Origin of the sequence: Romboutsia weinsteinii (assembly GCF_002250835.2) — a bacterium.
GTDB classification, from domain to species: domain Bacteria; phylum Bacillota; class Clostridia; order Peptostreptococcales; family Peptostreptococcaceae; genus Romboutsia_A; species Romboutsia_A weinsteinii.
The window spans coordinates 60211-78143 of sequence record NZ_NOJY02000013.1 but is presented as its reverse complement, the minus strand read 5'-3'; the positions used below and the strand labels follow the sequence as shown (position 1 = coordinate 78143).

General features: G+C 28.7%; 20 protein-coding genes. 19 read left to right on the top strand and 1 reads right to left on the bottom strand.

The window, feature by feature from the left end; translation table 11 throughout:
* Nucleotides 1-29: 29 nt before the first annotated feature.
* The 18 genes from CHL78_RS09560 to CHL78_RS09475 all read left to right on the top strand — a co-directional run bounded on the left by CHL78_RS09560 (nt 30) and on the right by CHL78_RS09475 (nt 17085).
* Nucleotides 30-1076 carry a mannose-1-phosphate guanylyltransferase gene (locus CHL78_RS09560; RefSeq protein WP_094369255.1) on the top strand — a complete coding sequence of 349 codons (1047 nt, stop codon included), beginning with the start codon at nt 30-32 and terminating at the stop codon, nt 1074-1076.
* 15 nt (nt 1077-1091) lie between these two features.
* A complete protein-coding gene (locus CHL78_RS09555; RefSeq protein ID WP_094369254.1) occupies nt 1092-2369 on the top strand; it encodes a glycosyltransferase family 4 protein in 1278 nt (425 codons plus the stop codon).
* A 44-nt stretch (nt 2370-2413) separates the two neighbouring features.
* Nucleotides 2414-3481 (top strand): GDP-mannose 4,6-dehydratase, encoded by a 1068-nt coding sequence (gene gmd, locus CHL78_RS09550; RefSeq protein ID WP_094369253.1) that lies wholly within the window; start codon nt 2414-2416, stop codon nt 3479-3481.
* A gap of 95 nt (nt 3482-3576) precedes the next feature.
* On the top strand, nt 3577-4506 hold the full coding sequence (gene fcl, locus CHL78_RS09545) for a GDP-L-fucose synthase (protein WP_094369252.1): 930 nt from the start codon (nt 3577-3579) through the stop codon (nt 4504-4506).
* Nucleotides 4507-4520: 14 nt separating this feature from the next.
* On the top strand, nt 4521-5075 hold the full coding sequence (locus CHL78_RS09540) for an acyltransferase (RefSeq protein ID WP_094369251.1): 555 nt from the start codon (nt 4521-4523) through the stop codon (nt 5073-5075).
* A gap of 12 nt (nt 5076-5087) precedes the next feature.
* Nucleotides 5088-5978 carry a glycosyltransferase family 2 protein gene (locus CHL78_RS09535; protein WP_094369250.1) on the top strand — a complete coding sequence of 297 codons (891 nt, stop codon included), beginning with the start codon at nt 5088-5090 and terminating at the stop codon, nt 5976-5978.
* A 2-nt stretch (nt 5979-5980) separates the two neighbouring features.
* On the top strand, nt 5981-6628 hold the full coding sequence (locus CHL78_RS21585; RefSeq protein WP_094369249.1) for a CatB-related O-acetyltransferase: 648 nt from the start codon (nt 5981-5983) through the stop codon (nt 6626-6628).
* A 201-nt stretch (nt 6629-6829) separates the two neighbouring features.
* Nucleotides 6830-7846 (top strand): glycosyltransferase family 2 protein, encoded by a 1017-nt coding sequence (locus tag CHL78_RS09525; RefSeq protein ID WP_094369248.1) that lies wholly within the window; start codon nt 6830-6832, stop codon nt 7844-7846.
* Between the two features lie 14 nt (nt 7847-7860).
* Nucleotides 7861-8709 carry a glycosyltransferase family 2 protein gene (locus CHL78_RS09520; protein ID WP_094369247.1) on the top strand — a complete coding sequence of 283 codons (849 nt, stop codon included), beginning with the start codon at nt 7861-7863 and terminating at the stop codon, nt 8707-8709.
* Between the two features lie 47 nt (nt 8710-8756).
* A complete protein-coding gene (locus CHL78_RS09515) occupies nt 8757-10070 on the top strand; it encodes a hypothetical protein (RefSeq protein WP_094369246.1) in 1314 nt (437 codons plus the stop codon).
* A gap of 43 nt (nt 10071-10113) precedes the next feature.
* Complete coding sequence (locus CHL78_RS09510) at nt 10114-10959, top strand: hypothetical protein (RefSeq protein ID WP_094369245.1); 846 nt, start codon at nt 10114-10116, stop codon at nt 10957-10959.
* 20 nt (nt 10960-10979) lie between these two features.
* On the top strand, nt 10980-11537 hold the full coding sequence (locus CHL78_RS21320; protein WP_094369244.1) for an acyltransferase: 558 nt from the start codon (nt 10980-10982) through the stop codon (nt 11535-11537).
* Nucleotides 11538-11564: 27 nt separating this feature from the next.
* Nucleotides 11565-12899 (top strand): lipopolysaccharide biosynthesis protein, encoded by a 1335-nt coding sequence (locus tag CHL78_RS09500; RefSeq protein ID WP_094369243.1) that lies wholly within the window; start codon nt 11565-11567, stop codon nt 12897-12899.
* A gap of 126 nt (nt 12900-13025) precedes the next feature.
* The gene (locus CHL78_RS09495; protein ID WP_094369242.1) at nt 13026-13577 is read left to right on the top strand and encodes a COG2426 family protein; all 552 of its coding nucleotides are present in this window, start codon (nt 13026-13028) and stop codon (nt 13575-13577) included.
* A gap of 48 nt (nt 13578-13625) precedes the next feature.
* Nucleotides 13626-14033 carry a sugar 3,4-ketoisomerase gene (locus CHL78_RS09490; RefSeq protein ID WP_094369241.1) on the top strand — a complete coding sequence of 136 codons (408 nt, stop codon included), beginning with the start codon at nt 13626-13628 and terminating at the stop codon, nt 14031-14033.
* Nucleotides 14024-15091, top strand: a complete 1068-nt coding sequence (locus CHL78_RS09485) for a glycosyltransferase (protein WP_094369240.1) — start codon at nt 14024-14026, stop codon at nt 15089-15091. The genes CHL78_RS09490 and CHL78_RS09485 overlap by 10 nt, the downstream gene beginning before the upstream one ends.
* Before the next feature lie 55 nt (nt 15092-15146).
* On the top strand, nt 15147-16058 hold the full coding sequence (gene galU, locus CHL78_RS09480; protein ID WP_094369239.1) for a UTP--glucose-1-phosphate uridylyltransferase GalU: 912 nt from the start codon (nt 15147-15149) through the stop codon (nt 16056-16058).
* 55 nt (nt 16059-16113) lie between these two features.
* Entirely contained in the window at nt 16114-17085 is a 972-nt protein-coding gene (locus CHL78_RS09475) for an LCP family protein (protein ID WP_094369238.1), read from the top strand.
* A gap of 66 nt (nt 17086-17151) precedes the next feature.
* On the opposite strand, the gene CHL78_RS09470 is transcribed toward CHL78_RS09475, so the two are convergent.
* On the bottom strand, nt 17152-17529 hold the full coding sequence (locus CHL78_RS09470; protein ID WP_094369237.1) for a helix-turn-helix domain-containing protein: 378 nt from the start codon (nt 17527-17529) through the stop codon (nt 17152-17154).
* A 174-nt stretch (nt 17530-17703) separates the two neighbouring features.
* On the opposite strand from CHL78_RS09470, the gene CHL78_RS09465 reads away from it, so the two are divergent.
* A complete protein-coding gene (locus CHL78_RS09465) occupies nt 17704-17919 on the top strand; it encodes a helix-turn-helix domain-containing protein (RefSeq protein ID WP_094369236.1) in 216 nt (71 codons plus the stop codon).
* Nucleotides 17920-17933 lie beyond the last annotated feature (14 nt).

The window sequence follows — 17933 nt, the reverse complement described above, 5'->3', positions numbered from 1 at the left end:
CAATTAAGAATAAAAATGGGGTGAAAAGTATGCTATGTGCCTTAATAATGGCTGGGGGAAAAGGAACAAGATTTTGGCCTCTTTCTACAGAAGAGAAACCAAAACAGTTTTTAAACTTAATAGGTGAAGATACTATGATACAGATGACTGTAAATAGAATTAAGCCTATAATACCCATCGAAAGAATATTTGTATGTACTGGAGAGATGTATGTAGATTTAGTTAAAGAACAACTCCCAGAATTACCAGAGAGGAATATAATAGTTGAGCCAGAAGGAAGAAATACGGCACCTTGTATAGCCTTATCAGCTTTTGTAATTAAAAGATATTATGATAATGCAAATATGGTAGTGTTACCATCGGATCACCTTATAAAAGATGAAGATGAGTTTAGAAAAGTAATAGAAAGTGCAAATGAGTTTATAGACAGTGACAATGATTCAATAATTACTTTAGGTATGGAGCCATCAAGACCAGAAACAGGATATGGATACATCAAGTACAGCAATCATGAGGTGAAAATAAATAATCATAAAGTGATAAAAGTTGAAGCCTTTGTAGAAAAGCCAAATAGAGTGAATGCAGAGAAGTACCTAGAAGAAGGTAATTATCTATGGAATGGTGGGATGTTCCTTTGGAGTGTAGTTAATGTATTAGAGCAAATAAAGGAACACTCAATTGACACATACAAAGCACTAGAAAAAATAGAAGTAGTTCCAGAAATACATATGCAAGATTTTATTAATGAAAATTATAAAAATACAGAAGCAATATCAATAGACTATGCAGTACTTGAAAAATCTAAAAATATACATGTAGTACCTAGCAGCTTTGGGTGGGATGATGTAGGAAGCTGGGAAGCGCTAGATAGATATAGGGATAAAGATGAGGCTGGAAATGTACTAGTCGGAAATGCTAAAGCTGTAAATAGTGAGAGTAATCTAGTCATATCATCTAACAACAATATAGTAGTCGAAGGATTAAATGATATATATGTTATAGAGCATGAAGGAAAGATACTAGTTGGACAAAAATCTAATGTAGCTAATGTAAAAGAATTAAAAAATATAATATAGATAGGGTGAAGTAATATGAAAAAAAAATTATTAATTTATGCACATTACTTTTACCCAGACGTAGCCTCTACAGGGCAAATACTTACAGAACTATCAGAAGGTATGACGGATGTCTTTGATATAACTGTAATATGCGTAGTACCTAGTTATAGCGGAACTGTTGAGGAAAAGTATAAAGCAAAAAGAATATACCATGAAGAATATAACGAAATGAAGGTAGTAAGAGTAAGAGTTCCAGAATTCCAAAAGAGTAATAAGATTAGTAGAGTTAAAAACTTATTGGCCTATTTCTTTAATTCACTAATAGCAACATTAAAGATAGAAAAGCAAGATTATATATTTACAATATCTCAACCACCAATTTTAGGTGGAGTACTAGGAGTGCTAGGCAAATGGATTAAAGGTGGAAAGCTTATATATAACATACAAGATTTTAATCCAGAGCAAACTATGGCAGTAGGATATGCTAAAAATAAACTACTACTAAACACTGTAATGTCAGTCGATAAATTTAGTTGTAAAAAGTCAGATGAAGTTATTGTAGTGGGAAGAGATATGCAAGAAACTTTAAAGAATAGATTTAACAATAAAAAAGTTCCACAAAATACTTTTATAAACAACTGGATTAATGAGAAGGAAATACACCCACTACCTGGGTACCATCCTAAAATAGTTAAATTTAAAGAAAAATATAACTTAAAGGATAAGTTTATTATTATGTACTCTGGTAACATTGGTCTTTACTATGATTTAGAAAATATAATACAGGTTATAGGGAAGTTTAGAGATAGAAAAGATGTAGTATTTGCTTTTATTGGAGATGGTACAGTTAAGACTAAGATAGAGGAATATGTAAGTAACAATAAATTAGAGAATGTTACCTTTATACCATATCAAGATAAATCAGACTTAATCTATTCTTTAAATGCAGCAGATATACATTGGGTAGTAAATGCAAAGGGGATAAAAGGAGTATCGGTTCCAAGTAAACTTTATGGTGTAATGGCATCAGGAAAGCCTGTACTTGGAGTATTAGACAAAGGATCGGAAGCTAGACTTATAGTTGAAGAATGTAATTGTGGGGTATGTATAGAGCCTGGAAATTATGAAGGCATATACAATCAAATAAACTACATATTAGATAACAAAGAAACTATAAAATTTTTAGGAGAAAACGGTAGAAAGTATCTAGAAATTAATCTAACCAAAGAAGTATCAATAAATAAATATAAAGAAAGTATTTTATCTCTAGATTCTAAAGCTAAAGAACTAGCTAAAGAAGCAACTATATAAAATACTATAAAAATAATAGATAAAATAAATGAGGGAGAAACAAAATGAGAAAAGTAGCATTAATAACAGGGATAACAGGACAAGATGGATCTTACTTAGCAGAATTATTATTAGAAAAAGGATATGAAGTACATGGAATAATAAGAAGAGCGAGTACTTTTAATACAAAGAGAATAGATCACTTATATCAAGATCCACATGGAGAGGATGTTAGATTATTCTTACATTATGGAGATATAACAGATTCAAGTAACTTAAATAGATTATTAGAAAAAATACAACCAGATGAAATATACAACTTAGCAGCACAATCACATGTTGGAGTATCTTTTGACTCACCAGAATATACTGCTGAAGCAACAGGTGTAAGTACACTTAGAATATTAGATGCTATAAGAGAAAATGGACTTAAGACTAAGTTCTATCAAGCATCTACAAGTGAATTATTTGGAGGGCTTCCAGATACAGCTCCTCAAAGTGAAAAAACACCATTTTATCCTAAGAGTCCATACGGAGTAGCTAAACTTTACTCTTACTGGATAACTGTAAACTACAGAGAATCTTATGATATATTCGCTTGTAATGGAATATTATTCAATCATGAATCGCCAAGAAGAGGTGAGACTTTCTTAACTAGAAAGGTAACTAGAGCAGTTGCAGCTATACACTTAGGTAAGCAAGATAAGTTATACTTAGGAAATATGGATGCTAAGAGAGACTGGGGTCATGCTAAGGATTATGTAGAAGGTATGTGGAGAATGTTACAACAAGACAAGCCTCAAGACTACGTATTATCAATGAATGAAACTCATACTGTTAGAGAGTTCTGTGAACTAGCATTTGCTGAACTAGGATACGAGATAGTATGGGAAGGTACTGGGGTTGATGAAAAAGGTATAGATAAAAACACTGGAAGAGTACTTATAGAAGTAGATCCAAGATACTTCAGACCAGCGGAGGTTGAATTATTATGGGGAGACAGTACTAAGGCTAGAACAGAATTAGGATGGACTCCAAGCTATTCATTTATGGACTTAGTTAAGGAGATGGTCAAGTCTGATTTAGAAGAATTAAGTCAAGGTGACGGATATAAGTCAAAGTTTGAAAATTAATATGACTACTGAAAATTTATTAGAGTTATATGCTCTAATAAATTTTCTATGTAAGTAAAAAATCAATAGAATAAATTTAAGATGGGGTGAACGGTTTGAATTTAAATTCAAAAATTTATGTTGCTGGACATAGAGGGTTAGTTGGTTCAGCGATAGTTAGAAATTTACAAGATAAAGGATATAACAATATTATATATAGAACTCATGCAGAGTTAGACTTAACTAATCAAGAAGCTGTAAGAAGATTTTTTGAAGAAGAAAAGCCAGAGTACGTATTTCTAGCAGCTGCTAGAGTTGGTGGTATACATGCTAACAATACTTATCCAGCAGACTTTATATATGACAATTTAATGATACAAAATAATGTAATTAAAGCTGCTCATGACTTTAAAGTAAATAAGCTTTTATTTTTAGGAAGTACATGTATATATCCTAAGATGGCACCTCAGCCAATTAAGGAAGAGTATCTTTTAACAGGATCATTAGAAGAAACGAATGAAGCATATGCAGTAGCTAAGATTGCAGGTCTTGAGATGTGTAAGTTCTTTAAGAGGCAGTATGAAGATGATTTTATAAGTTGTATGCCAACTAATCTGTATGGTCCTAATGATAATTTTGATTTAAAGAATTCTCATGTGTTACCAGCTCTTATAAGAAAGTTCCATGAAGCTAAGGTGAATAATAGTGAAGTTGTTGAAGTATGGGGAACAGGTACTCCACTTAGAGAGTTCTTATATGTTGATGATATGGCAGATGCATGTGTGTTTTTAATGCAGAACTATGATGGAGAACAACATGTAAATATAGGAACAGGCGAAGAAGTTTCTATAAGAGAGTTAGCAGAGACTGTTAAAGACGTTGTAGGATTTGAAGGAGAGTTAGTATTTAATACAGATATGCCAGATGGTACTCCAAGAAAGTTAACTACTGTAGATAAGTTACATGGATTAGGGTGGAAGCATAAGGTTAGTTTAAATGAAGGAATTAAGTTAGCTTATAATTGGTTCTTAGAAAATTATAAGTAGGATAAGAGGTTAATATGTTTAAGAGCAATTACTTTAAATTATTTATGAACTTCAATAAAGTTAAGTATGGAAAGAATTTAAACCTTTATGGAGTTCCGGTAATATTTAAGAAAAAAGGCTCTCAACTAAATATAGGAGAAAACTGCACTATAAAGAGTAGTTTTCTTTCTAACCTAGTTGGATTAAGCCAAAGAACTATAATAGTTACAAGGACAGAAGATGCAAAGATTAGTATAGGTAACAATGTAGGTATTTCGGGAGTTACTATATATGCTAGAAAAGAAATAACTATAGGTGATAATACTTTGATAGGTGGAAATGTTAAAATATTTGATAATGATTTCCATCCAATAGAAGTGGAAGCAAGAAATATAGATGATAAAGAAGCTATAGGAACTAGAGAAGTCGTTATAGGTAAAGATTGTTTTATAGGGTGCAACGCACTTATATTAAAAGGAACTAAAATAGGTGATGGCTCTGTAGTTGGAGCTGGTAGTGTTGTTTGTGGTGAGTTTCCTGGAGGTGTAGTCATAGCTGGAAATCCTGCGAAAGTTATAAAAACACTATAGGAGGAATTAGTAGTGGTAGATTTGACGGTAGTGATACTAACTAAAAATGAAGAAAATAATTTAAGAAAATGTATTGAATCTTTTAAAGGAATAGTAAAAAGATTTGTTATAGTTGATAGTTATAGTACTGATGGTACAAAGGCTTTATGTGAAGAGCTAAGTAAAAGTGTAAATTTAGATTTTTATGAAAATAAATTTATAGATTATGCTACACAACTTAATTGGGGTTTAACTAGCACTAATATAACAACAAAATGGTCTATGAGAATGGATGCAGATGAGGAGTTAACGCCTGAATTAGCAAATGAAATAGAAGAAAAGTTACCTTTAATAGAAGAAAATATAAAGGGTATAGTTTTAAAAAGAAGAGTTTATTTCATGGGAAGATGGATAAAACATGGAGGTAAATATCCTGAGTTATTACTTAGAATATTTAGAACTGGATATGGATCATGTGAGCAAAAGCTAATGGACGAGCACATGATTTTATCAGAGGGAGATACTACTACATTTAAGTACGATATTATAGATAATAATAATAAAGATTTAGAGTGGTGGACTCATAAACATAATTGGTATTCTAATAGAGAGGTATTAGATTATCAACAAAAGGTATTAAATGAAGATGAAAATGATGATTTAATAAATGATAATTCTAATAAAGGACAAGCATCAAGAAAAAGATTTATAAAAAATAATGGATATTATAAGTTGCCTTTATTTTTTAGATCTCATTTATATTTTATATATAGATATTATGTAAGATTTGGATTTTTAGATGGACAAGAAGGTAGGATATATCACTTCTTACAAGCATATTGGTATAGATTCTTGGTTGATGCAAAGATATATGAGTGTGAGAAGTTTAATATACAAATGGAAGGTCAAGGAGATTTAAAATAGATATGAGAAGATTGATAGTAGCTCTAAAAAATGTTTTATCGTTGCCATTAAGGCTATTTAACAAAGTATCACTTTTTGCAATAATACAAAGTTCTAAGATAGATAAATCAGCTGCAATATCATCAGGGACTAAATTTTATAGGAGTAGCATTGATAAATACTCATATATAGGAAGAAATAATTTTATAATAGACACCCAAATAGGTAAATTTTGCTGCATTGGTCCAGGTTGTAATATAGGTGGAACTGGGCACCCATTAAATTGGGTGTCTACATCATCAGTTTTTCATAAGTGGGACAATATATTGAAAAAAAATTTCTCAAGACATGAGTATGATATTTTTTCGGAAACTACAATAGGAAATGATGTATGGATTGCAACTAATTCAATGATTAAGGCGGGTGTTAAAATATCAGATGGAGCAGTAATAGGTATGGGCTCAGTAGTAACTAAGGATGTAGGACCGTATGAAATTTGGGCTGGAAATCCAGCGAGATGTATAAAAAAAAGATTTGATGATGAAACCATAGAAAACTTACGATCAGTGAATTGGTGGAATTTGGATGACAGTGAATTACAGAAAATAGCGTGCTACTTTAATGATATTGATTGTTTAATTGAAGAATTAGAAAGAGCAAAGAATAAATAAAGTATAGGCTCATTTTACCTATTACATATATTAAAATTGTTAATATAACATATAGGTCAATATTCTTATAATATTATATTGATGTAGCTTGATTTGGTATTAAATTAGCAAATGATTAGAGACATATAAGTAATTAGATAAGATTTAGAGCCGAATATCTTATATGCTTAAGTTGACTAAAGCTAAATTAAAGGAGACAAAATGAATAATATATATGTATCGATTATAGTTCCAGTATATAATTCTGAGAAGTATATTGGAAGGTGTATTGAAAGCTTACTCAATCAAACACTAGAAGAAATAGAAATTATAGTTATAAATGATGGAAGTACAGATAAATCTAAGGAAATAATTGATAGCTATGCTCAAGCTGATATTAGGATAAAGGTTATAAACAAAAAAAATGGGGGGGTTTCCTCTGCTAGAAATATGGGAATTGATGCATCAAATGGACAATATATAACATTTGTAGATTCTGATGACTGGTGTGAGCCTGATATGTTTGAGAAAATGTATAAGGTAGCAATCAATAGTTGTGTAGATTTAATTAATATAGGGTATTCAGTTGATAATAAAAATGGTAAGTCTAAATATAAAGAAGCTGTAGAGAACTTTATCGAAAGTAGAGATAGTATTGAAATATCTAAAATAATGGCTAAATTACCATTAGGTTATTCAGTTATGAAGCTGTATAGGAAGGTTATAATAGATGAACACAATATAAAATTTAATGAAAAACTTAGTCTAGGCGAAGATCTTGTATTTGTTCAGGATTATATTTTAAATATAAACTCAATTGCTGCTATTAATGAATATTCATATCATTATGTTAAATGTAATAATGAGTCATTATCTACAAAATACGTTTCAAATATTGAAGAATTCATAGATATTTTTTGGTATAAAGAAGAACAAATTTATGCTAAATTCCCATATTATAGGGAGCTGAGAGAAAAGGACGGATTTACTAAAAATATAGCAGCTCCTATATTATATATATACAATAATTATAGAAGAGGATGCAATTTAAATAAGATACAAAAACTTGAAATGATAAAAAATATTATGAGTGATTCAGAAATTAATAAAGCAATAAATTTGTATAGACCAAATAAAATGTCTCATAAGTTGTTTGTATTTTTATACAAATTAAAAAATGAACATATTATGCATTCAACTTATAATTTTTTGTTTAATACAATCAGAAATTTAAAATAGAGGAGTTGAAAGTTATGGGTGTGAAATTTTCAATAATAACAGTATGTTTTAACAGTAAGCAGACTATAGAAGAAACTCTAGATTCAGTCATAAAACAAACTTACAATAATTATGAACATATAATTATAGATGGAAAATCTAAAGATGGGACATTAGACATTATCAATAGATATATGTCAGAGTCAAAAAAAGTTATACTTTTATCTGAAGAAGATACAGGTATATACAATGCTATGAATAAAGGAATAGATTTAGCGAGTGGTGATTTAGTAGTATTTTTAAATAGTGATGATACTTTTGAACCTGATGCATTAGAACTAATAAATAAATATTACAATGATAAAATTGATTTAATATATGGAAATGTGTCGTGGCAAGAAAAGTTTAAAGGTAAAATATATGAAAAAGAATTGAATTTAGCACCAAATATGTCACAAAGTAACAAAAAAAATAATACACATATTATGTCAAAATATCACTTAGAAAAAATACAAAATGCCCATAATGCTACTTTTGTTAAAACAGCTATAATTAAACAAAATTTATTCGATGAGCAATTGAAAATTTGTTCAGATTATAAATTCTTTTTGAATATGTATATTCAAAAAAGAAAAGTATTACATATTCCATACAGAATAACTAATATGAAAATGGGTGGAATTAGCACAACACAGTTAGAATTAGGACTGGAAGAGCATGTAAAGTGTGAAATTGATATGTTGAAATATAGTTATATAGATATAAATAAAAGGAAATTAGAAATAAAGAAAACTGAATTAATAAAAAGAATAACGAAAAGTTTGTTACCACCTAAAATGTATGTAAGATTCCGTTATTTAAATAAAGGGTGGAGTCTAAAGTAACAATAAAGTAATCTTATTATAAAGATTGTTTTTAGAAATGAGGTTTTATGTGTAAAAAAATTATAAAAATAAATGCGTTGGTTGTACTTTCAATCATAGTGGGATTATTTAGCATATATAACAAATTATCTATAGCTTTAATCATAGCTTTAATTGCTAGCATAATATTCATAAATTATAGAAAACCAGAACTAATTATAATCTTTATTATAATAATAAATGAGAATTTACTTCGATTATCATCAATAAATATAACATCTTTAGTAGCCATATTAAGTATTATTATATTTATAGTCAAATTTAAAAGTATAGTAAAAAAAAGATATATATTTAAAAATTACATTATAACGTTAATGGTAATTTGTGGAATATCACAAATAGGAGCTTATTTTGCATTTGGGCAAAATTTAAAATATGGAATACTAGGGATGCATCATATATTTATATATTTATTTTATTTCTACTTTGTTGATTTTTTCAATAAAGAAAGAAAAAGAGATTTGAGAAATAATGTCAAAAATATTATTATATATATGGGTACAACTTTATCTATATTATATTTAATCCAAGCTATTATTTACCCCAAAGTTGTAATTTTTAATATGAGTTATGCATTTAGAGGTGGGAGTGTAAGATTTTTTACAGGCTATGTATTCATAATGTTTTCTATAGTAATAATTTATTCAAAATTACTTACGAAGTTCGAGAGAAAATATTTTCTTCATATACTTATACAAATAGTATCATTAGTAGTAGTATCACAGACTAGAAACTTTATTTTAGGGGTATTAATAGTTATAGTATATGGATTATTTATGAGTAAAAAAATCAATAAAGTATGGTTAGTATACACGCTAATAACAGCTATATTTATATATATGCTAATGTTCTCAAATGAAAGTAACTTCTTAAATGAAGTCATTAATTCAGTTTTAATAGAAATTAAAACTAAAACAGGAAACATTGGAGTAAGATATTTAGAATTAGAGTATTATATGAATTTACTAAAAGATAATTTAATTTCAGGGATAGGATTACTAGATACTAGGTATTATTTAACGCCTATAATAACCGGATATGACCCATACCTTTACTTTGTAGGAGACTTAGGTTTAATAGGTGTAGTTATTCAAACAGGTGTATTAGGTGGTATATGGATGCTAGCATTTTTCAATAAAATGTATATAGTTAGTAAAAAAAATCTTAGTAATGATACTGAGAATTCATATTTACTTAGACTAACATTAATACTCATAGTAGGAGTATTTGCTTCAGGATTAATATTTGATAAAAATTCAATATTATATATATGTATGATATTAGGGATAGTCGAACCATATTACTGTAAAAATGAAGATTAATACATAAAATAGCTTAAAATATGAATGCATAGGAGGTAGACGAGTGATAGTTGCAATAAATTATGCAGATGAAAATTTTATTAAGTCTCAAAAATATAATACTAAAACAGCATATAAAAAAGGAAAAGTTGACAAAGTAATTGAATATTCGCCTAGTGATATAGATTTAGAATTTAGAGAGAGTAATAAAAAAATACTATCATATAAAAGAGGTGCTGGATTATGGTTATGGAAGCCTTATTTTATATTAAAAACATTGAATAAAATAGAATATGGAGATTATTTGTTTTATTGTGACTCTGGTGCATATTATACAAATAAAGTACAATATTTAGTTGATATTATGGAATTAAATAATGAAGATATTATGGTGTATGAATTACCGTTAATATCTAAGCAATGGACTAAAGGAGAAACATTTAAGTTTCTAGACTGTAACGAAGAAATATATAAAAACTCAAATCAAATATTGGCGACATACTTTCTCATAAAAAAAACTAAAAGAAGTATAAAGTTTATAGAAGAGTTTTTAGATTTTTGCTGTGATGAAAAAAATATTTCATATGAGATATTCGAAAAAACTATACAAAATGATAAAAGCTTTATAGCTCACAGAGAGGATCAATCTATTTTTAGTATTATTTGCAGAAAATATAACATAGTTCCTTTTAGAGAACCTTCACAATTTGGAGATAGACCATGGGAATATATGCAAAAAGGATACATTTATATGCCTAAGGTGTATATGAACTCTAATTATCCTCAAATTGTTGCTAGTTACAGAAAAGATAAAATATTAAAATTTAAAGTTAAAGAATTCGCTAAAAAATTTTTATTATATTTAAATATATATAATGAAAAAAAAATTATAAAAAAAAGAATGCTTTAATATTTTATGGAGTTTAATTTATGACAAAGAATAATATAAAAGAAGCTATATTTAATACACTTATAAAAATGAAAATTGATAAAATTTTAGGATTATTTATAAATTTACCTTCTAATATTAAGAATTATAATTTATCAAAACAATTTAATCAATGTAAATTTGTAGGCAATAATGTTATTACAGATATAAGTAAATTTAAAATTGGAGAACATTCATGTTTAAAAGATAGTTATATAGAATCTTCCGGGGGTGTCGATATTGGAAGCTATGTACATGGTGCAATAAATTTAGTTATATGGTCATCTAACCATATATACGATTCAGAAATGATTCCATTTAACTATAAATATAATTATAAAAAAGTAATAATTAAAGATTTTGTTTGGTTAGGAGAAGGTGTCAAAATACTCCCAGGGGTGACAATTGGAGAAGGAGCAATAGTAGGAATGGGCGCTGTAGTAACAAAAGATATCCCAGATTATGCAATTGTAGCTGGGAATCCGGCTAAAATAGTGAAGTATAGAGATATTGAAAAATTTAAGAAAAACAAAAATGAGGATAAATTTAGATATTTATAATATGCAAATAGACTGGTGGTGAATTAAATGCAAATTATAAAAAAGAATAGTTATATTATAAATACTATTTTTAATTATATATATAAGATACTTTCTATGGCAATAACATACATAACTATTCCTTTAACATTGTCGTATTTAGACAACGAACGTTATGGAATCTGGCAAACAATACTGACTATAATATCATGGGCATCGTTATCTAACTTTGGTATAGGAAATGGATTAAGAAATAAGGTTACAGAATCTTTGACAGAAAAAAAATATGAAAAGTTAAAGAGTTATATAACAAGTGCATATTTATATATAACAACTATTTCGACAATTATACTAATAATATCCATTATATTGGTATGTACAATTGATACAAATGTACTATTTAAAGAGAATAGTTTATCACAAGATGAGATTATATTAAGTTTTATTATTGTAATTATAAGTTTTTGTTTGAATTTTATATTAGGAATTAGTAATTCGATAGCATTTGGTATTCACAAGAGTTCGATTGTTAATTTATTTCAAATAATTGCAAATATAATTACATTAATAGGTTTGATTTTATTGCCTAAATTTACACAAGCAAGTCTTATAAATATATCACTATTATATTTAATAGCTAATACATTCTCGAATATAATATTTACTATATATATATTTAGTGATAAAAAATTAAGACCGAATATTAAGTATAAAAGCAAAAAGTACGGAATAGAATTAACATCTCTAGGGTTAGAATTTTTTGTTCTTCAAATCTCAACTATTATTTTATTCTCAACTGATAACTTTATAATATCTACATTTATAGGTGTAAATGAGGTAACTGATTATTCTTTAATATCAAAATTATTTCAAATTGTTTCAACTTTCTTTTCTATATTACTAGTTCAACTATGGTCTGAGGTTGCAAGATCAACACATAATGAAGAGTATAGTTGGATAAAAAAATCGATGAATAGATTAATTATTTTACTTATACCGGTTGCTATAATTTTAAGTATTATAGTAATTAAGTTTGATACTTTAATTAAAATATGGATTGGAAAATCAATCGTAGTAGATAAAAGACTAATATTACTAGCGGCTTTCTATGCATGGTTAATTTGTTTTAATGGAATTTTTGTAAATATTCAAAATGGGATGAGTAAAATCAGAATACAGACAATTAGTAGTATAATATCGTGTATTCTGAATATACCTATAGCAATTATTCTTATAAAAGTTTTTAACTTAGGTGTATTAGGTGTGATGTTATCTAATATAATATGTCTATCTATATCATCTGTTATGTGTTCAGTGGATGTAATATATAATATAAATAGAAGAATAGAAGGTATTCAAAACAATAGTAAGAACAGTGGGTAATATTTAGTTATACAATAATAAAATAGGGTTATGAGAAAGTAAATTTATTCTTTAGAGATTAATATAAAAGGTCATAAGTTATTATGGCCTTTTATATTCCCTAGTTGAACATAGAGGAGAGTAAAAGTGGAATATATAAAACTTATGTTTTTATCTATGGTGCCAATCATAGAGCTAAGAGGAGCTATACCTATTGGGATAGCAACGAATTTAGACCCCGTATATTTATATATTACTTGTTTAATAGGTTCATCTATTGTAGCTGTACCTGTAGTACTAGTATTTAGACAAGTTATAGAGTACCTAAGGCATAGAAAATACTTTAACCTAGTAATAAGATGGGTGGACAAAAAAATAGAAGGACGAGCAAAGAAGCTTAAAGCTGCAAGTCTAATTGGTATAATCATATTTGTAGGAGTACCTATTCCAACTACAGGATCATGGAGCGCTGCTGCTCTTGCATCTATATTTAAGATGAAAATTAAAGATGCACTACTTGGTATATTTGTAGGAAATGCTATAGCAGGCCTTATAATGATAACAGTGTCGATGCATTTAGCAGAAGGTATATCAGTAGGTACTATTATTATTTCTTTAATTGTAATTGTAGTAGGGGGAGTATTACTTGCAAAAAAGAAGAAAAAGAAGGTCGATACGGAAGAAGAGATATATGTATAAATCTAATGAAATGAACTTATTTTAGACTACGAATAAGATGGTGAGAATATGAATAATAGTTATAAAATTAAGTTAAATAGTAAAGGTAATGTAGAAAGTGGTTATTTAGTTCCTTTAGAACTTGGGATCAATATACCCTTTAAAGCAAAGAGAATATTTTACACCTATGATGTTCCATTTGAAAGTAATAGGGGGTCCCATGCTTACTATAATACAGAGCAAGTCTTAATCTGTTTATCAGGAAGTATAAAGATAAGATGCTTCGATGGAAAAAATGAATTAGTCTATCATCTAAATAAAAATCATGAAGCTCTTTATATAGGTTCTAATGTATGGAGAACAACTCTTGATCATTCACCAGACGCAATATTGTTAGTATTATCGTCATTTGAATATGATGAAGCTGATTATATTAGAGATTACAAAAAATTCTTAGAGGTGGTAGGATGTATATAGCATTTTATATATCATCTCATGGGTTTGGACATATGACTAGATGCTTAAGCCTTATCGAAAATATCTTGAATGATAGTAAGTATAAGGTATATATAGTTTGTGATAAAAAACAAAATGAATTTGCTAGAATATATTTATCTAAATTTGAAGACAGGATAATCTATAAAGATATAGTAACTGATGTAGGTCTTGTTAATAAAAATAATAGTCTAGAAGTAGACATTGTAGCTCTTAAACAAAAGTTAGATGAGTTTATATTAAGTCTAGATAATATTGTTAAATCTGAGTGTGATTTTTTAAGAGCTATAGATATTAAGTGTGTAGTAAATGATATAAGTCCTATAGGATGTATAGTAGGTAATAAGTTAAATTTACCTAATATATTTGTAAGTAATTTTAGCTGGGTTGAACAGTATGAGCACTTAGGTATAGATAATAGAATAATAAGTAAGTTTAAAAAAGCTTATTCTTATGTAGATAAGTTTATAAGGTATGACTTATGCCTGCCTATGAGTAGTATAGATGCTGATGAAATATATGAAGCTGGATTTGTTTGTAGAAATATTGATGAGACTAAGGTTAATGATATTCAGCAAAGATACGGAGAATCTATATTTATAACCTGTGGTAAGTCAGTTAGTTTAAATAGTATAAGTATAAGTAACTTTAGGGGAACAATATTTACTACTTCTGGAATTGATATAGTTTGTTCTAAGGATTGTAATGTTGTCAATCTACCTATAGAGGTATTAGATACTCAAAACTATATTGCTGCAAGTGATATAGTAATTACTAAGGCTGGATGGGGAACTATAGCAGAATGTATAATAAGTCATTCTAGCTTAGTACTTATAGAAAGGCCTACATCTTATGAAGATAGTGTTAATATATTAAAAGCTAAAGAAAGAAATCTTGCTATATCTATTACAGAAAATGAATTGTTAAGTATAGATATAGATGATATTAAACATAAATTAGAACAATGTATAGATTATAAATCTTTAGAAAAATATAAAAATGATTTAGAAACAGTAAGTCACTATATATTGGGAATGTAGAAGGGCTAAAGCTTGGTTTATAAGTGGGATTTTATATGCAGTTATGGAGGAGAAAATGAACAAAAAAGTAAGAAAAGCAATAATACCAGCAGCAGGATTAGGAACAAGATTCCTTCCAGCTACTAAATCACAACCAAAAGAAATGCTACCAATAGTAGATAAACCAACACTACAATACATAATAGAAGAAGCAATAAATTCAGGGATAGAAGAAATACTAATAGTAACTGGTCGTAGCAAAAAATCAATAGAAGACCACTTTGATAGATCTGTAGAACTTGAACTAGAACTTGAACAAAAAGGAAAATCAGAAATGCTAAAAATGGTTCAAGATATATCTAACATGGTAAACATCCACTATATAAGACAAAAAGAACCAAAAGGACTTGGACATGCTATCCACTGTGCAAAAAGCTTTATCGGAAATGAGCCTTTCGCAGTACTTCTAGGAGATGATATAGTAGATGCAGATACTCCATGCTTAAAGCAACTTATAAATGCTTATGACGAGTACAAAACTTCAATACTTGGAGTTCAAAAAGTAGCTAATGAAGACACTAATAAATACGGAATCTTAGATGTAAAACACATAGAAGATAGAGTATACAAAGTAAAAGATATGGTAGAAAAGCCAGATGTAGACAAGGCTCCATCAAACATAGCTATACTTGGAAGATACATAATAACTCCAGAAATATTCAACATACTAGAAAACCAAGAGCCAGGAAAAGGTGGAGAAATCCAACTTACAGATGCTCTTAAAACACTAGGAGGCAAAGAAGCTATATATGCATATAACTTTGAAGGTAGAAGATATGATGTAGGGGATAAGTTAGGTTTCCTAGAAGCTACAATAGATTACGCTCTTAAAAGAGATGACCTAAAGGAAAGCTTAATGAGTTATCTAAAAACTAAGATAGATATAAATGAACCAGTTTTAAAAGAGGTAGCTGTTACAGTTGAATAAAATATACAAAATCCTAGGAACTTAATTCTTAGGATTTTTTAGGGGGATAAGAAAATTGAAAAACTTTAAAAAAATAGCCTTAATACTTATATGTACAGTTGTAATAGCTATGATAGCAGGAGTAGGGTACGTATATAGCAAACTAGACTCTATATATGTTAAGGATGAAGCAGTAAAAGACGCTGATACTAACACACAAGAAGAAACAGGACAAATGGTAGATGGTGTAACAAATATACTTCTAGCAGGTCTAGATGGAGAGCACATAGAAAGAGGAAATAGATCAGACTCTGTTATGCTAGTTACAATAGACAGCAACAAAAATGATATAAAAATAACATCAATAGCAAGAGACACTTACGTAGATATACCAGGTCACTCTACTGAAAAACTAACTCATGCATATGCTTACGGAAGTATTGATCTTCTAAGAGAAGTATTTAGAGTAAACTTTGATATACAAATAGATAAGTATATAGCAGTCAACTTTGTTTCATTTATGGACATAATGGATGAAATAGGTGGAGTAGAAGTAAATATAGAAGAAAAAGATGTTGAAGAAGTCAATAAGTACATAGACGCTTGTTATGATTATTACTACAACAGGAAAGATGAAGTATCAAAAGAATATATTAAAAAGCCTGGAGTACAAAGACTAAATGGATATCAAGCACTAGCCTTCAGTAGAATAAGATACACTGACAGTGCTTACGCTAGAGATAATAGACATAGAGAAGTAGCACAAAGTGCTTACAACGAATTTTTAAAGCAAGATTCAAAGACTTACAAAAAAGTAGCTGATATACTTCTAGAAAATACTAAGACAAATATAAGCCCTATGGAGATGATAAACCTAGCTTATACAGCGTATAAAATAAATGATAAAGATATAGAGCAACTACAATTCCCGCTAGAAGGGCATCGAAATGGTCATATTATAAGCAAACAAAAAGGATGGGTGCTAGAGTGGGATAAGGAGTATAACTTAAACGCTTGGCATGAATTTATTTTTGGAAAAGAAGATTAATAAAAATAAACAAAAAATAGATACCGAGGGCATTACTCTCGGTATTTTAAATTTTTATAAAACATACTACTCATTTGCAATAGTTATACCGACTCGTATAGCTGCTAATATCTTTGCCAAAGCTTGCTTAGACAGAGGCTTTCCATACAACATAAGCCCTTCCTTCCTAAGCATATCTTCCAATATACACTGAATATCTTTCTCATCCTTTGCCTTACCCGTATCAGTATCATAATTTCTTATATCAGTAAATCCCATAAGGTAGTCACAAGACACATTAAGTACTTTTGACAGTTCTCCTAGCACTCCTACCTTGGGCTCTCTTTCTCCACTTTCATATCTTGAAAGAGTTAGCTCGGTTATATTTACTCTTTGGGCCAGCTCTCTTTTTGTTAAATTTAAATATTTTCTAGATGTCTTTATTCTTTCCCCGACAGATTTCATATTACCACCCCTTTTTGGTAATTATAGCATTAAATTACTGATTTCGGTAACTGAAGTGCAGAATAAGTCACCTTTGGTAAAAATATAACGAATGTAATTGACATATTACAATTGGATAGACTACCATTTTAATTACAGAGGGTGATGAATTAGTCAAAGGGGGGATAAAATACAATGCTTGAGTTACTAAAAAAGACAAGATTGTATAAAGGGTATCATCAATATGAGATGGCAAAGATGCTTGGCATATCTAAGGGAGCTTACAACCGAAAAGAAAATGGATGGACAGAGTTTACTAGGGGTGAGATGATGAGGATAATAGAGAGGCTTGAGCTTAATATTGATGATGTAAATAAGATTTTCTTTGCAAATAGTATTGGGGGGAATTAGAGAAATCAATTATT

Excerpts from the sequence above, each read along its gene's own strand:
- CHL78_RS09560 (WP_094369255.1), top strand. The coding sequence starts at position 30 with ATGCTATGTGCCTTAATAATGGCTGGGGGAAAAGGAACAAGATTTTGG.
- CHL78_RS09555 (WP_094369254.1), top strand. The coding sequence starts at position 1,092 with ATGAAAAAAAAATTATTAATTTATGCACATTACTTTTACCCAGACGTA.
- gmd (WP_094369253.1), top strand. The coding sequence starts at position 2,414 with ATGAGAAAAGTAGCATTAATAACAGGGATAACAGGACAAGATGGATCT.
- CHL78_RS09540 (WP_094369251.1), top strand. The coding sequence starts at position 4,521 with ATGTTTAAGAGCAATTACTTTAAATTATTTATGAACTTCAATAAAGTT.
- CHL78_RS21585 (WP_094369249.1), top strand. The coding sequence starts at position 5,981 with ATGAGAAGATTGATAGTAGCTCTAAAAAATGTTTTATCGTTGCCATTA.
- CHL78_RS09525 (WP_094369248.1), top strand. The coding sequence starts at position 6,830 with ATGAATAATATATATGTATCGATTATAGTTCCAGTATATAATTCTGAG.
- CHL78_RS09520 (WP_094369247.1), top strand. The coding sequence starts at position 7,861 with ATGGGTGTGAAATTTTCAATAATAACAGTATGTTTTAACAGTAAGCAG.
- CHL78_RS09515 (WP_094369246.1), top strand. The coding sequence starts at position 8,757 with ATGTGTAAAAAAATTATAAAAATAAATGCGTTGGTTGTACTTTCAATC.
- CHL78_RS21320 (WP_094369244.1), top strand. The coding sequence starts at position 10,980 with ATGACAAAGAATAATATAAAAGAAGCTATATTTAATACACTTATAAAA.
- CHL78_RS09500 (WP_094369243.1), top strand. The coding sequence starts at position 11,565 with ATGCAAATTATAAAAAAGAATAGTTATATTATAAATACTATTTTTAAT.
- CHL78_RS09490 (WP_094369241.1), top strand. The coding sequence starts at position 13,626 with ATGAATAATAGTTATAAAATTAAGTTAAATAGTAAAGGTAATGTAGAA.
- CHL78_RS09485 (WP_094369240.1), top strand. The coding sequence starts at position 14,024 with ATGTATATAGCATTTTATATATCATCTCATGGGTTTGGACATATGACT.
- galU (WP_094369239.1), top strand. The coding sequence starts at position 15,147 with ATGAACAAAAAAGTAAGAAAAGCAATAATACCAGCAGCAGGATTAGGA.
- CHL78_RS09470 (WP_094369237.1), bottom strand. The coding sequence starts at position 17,529 with ATGAAATCTGTCGGGGAAAGAATAAAGACATCTAGAAAATATTTAAAT.
- CHL78_RS09465 (WP_094369236.1), top strand. The coding sequence starts at position 17,704 with ATGCTTGAGTTACTAAAAAAGACAAGATTGTATAAAGGGTATCATCAA.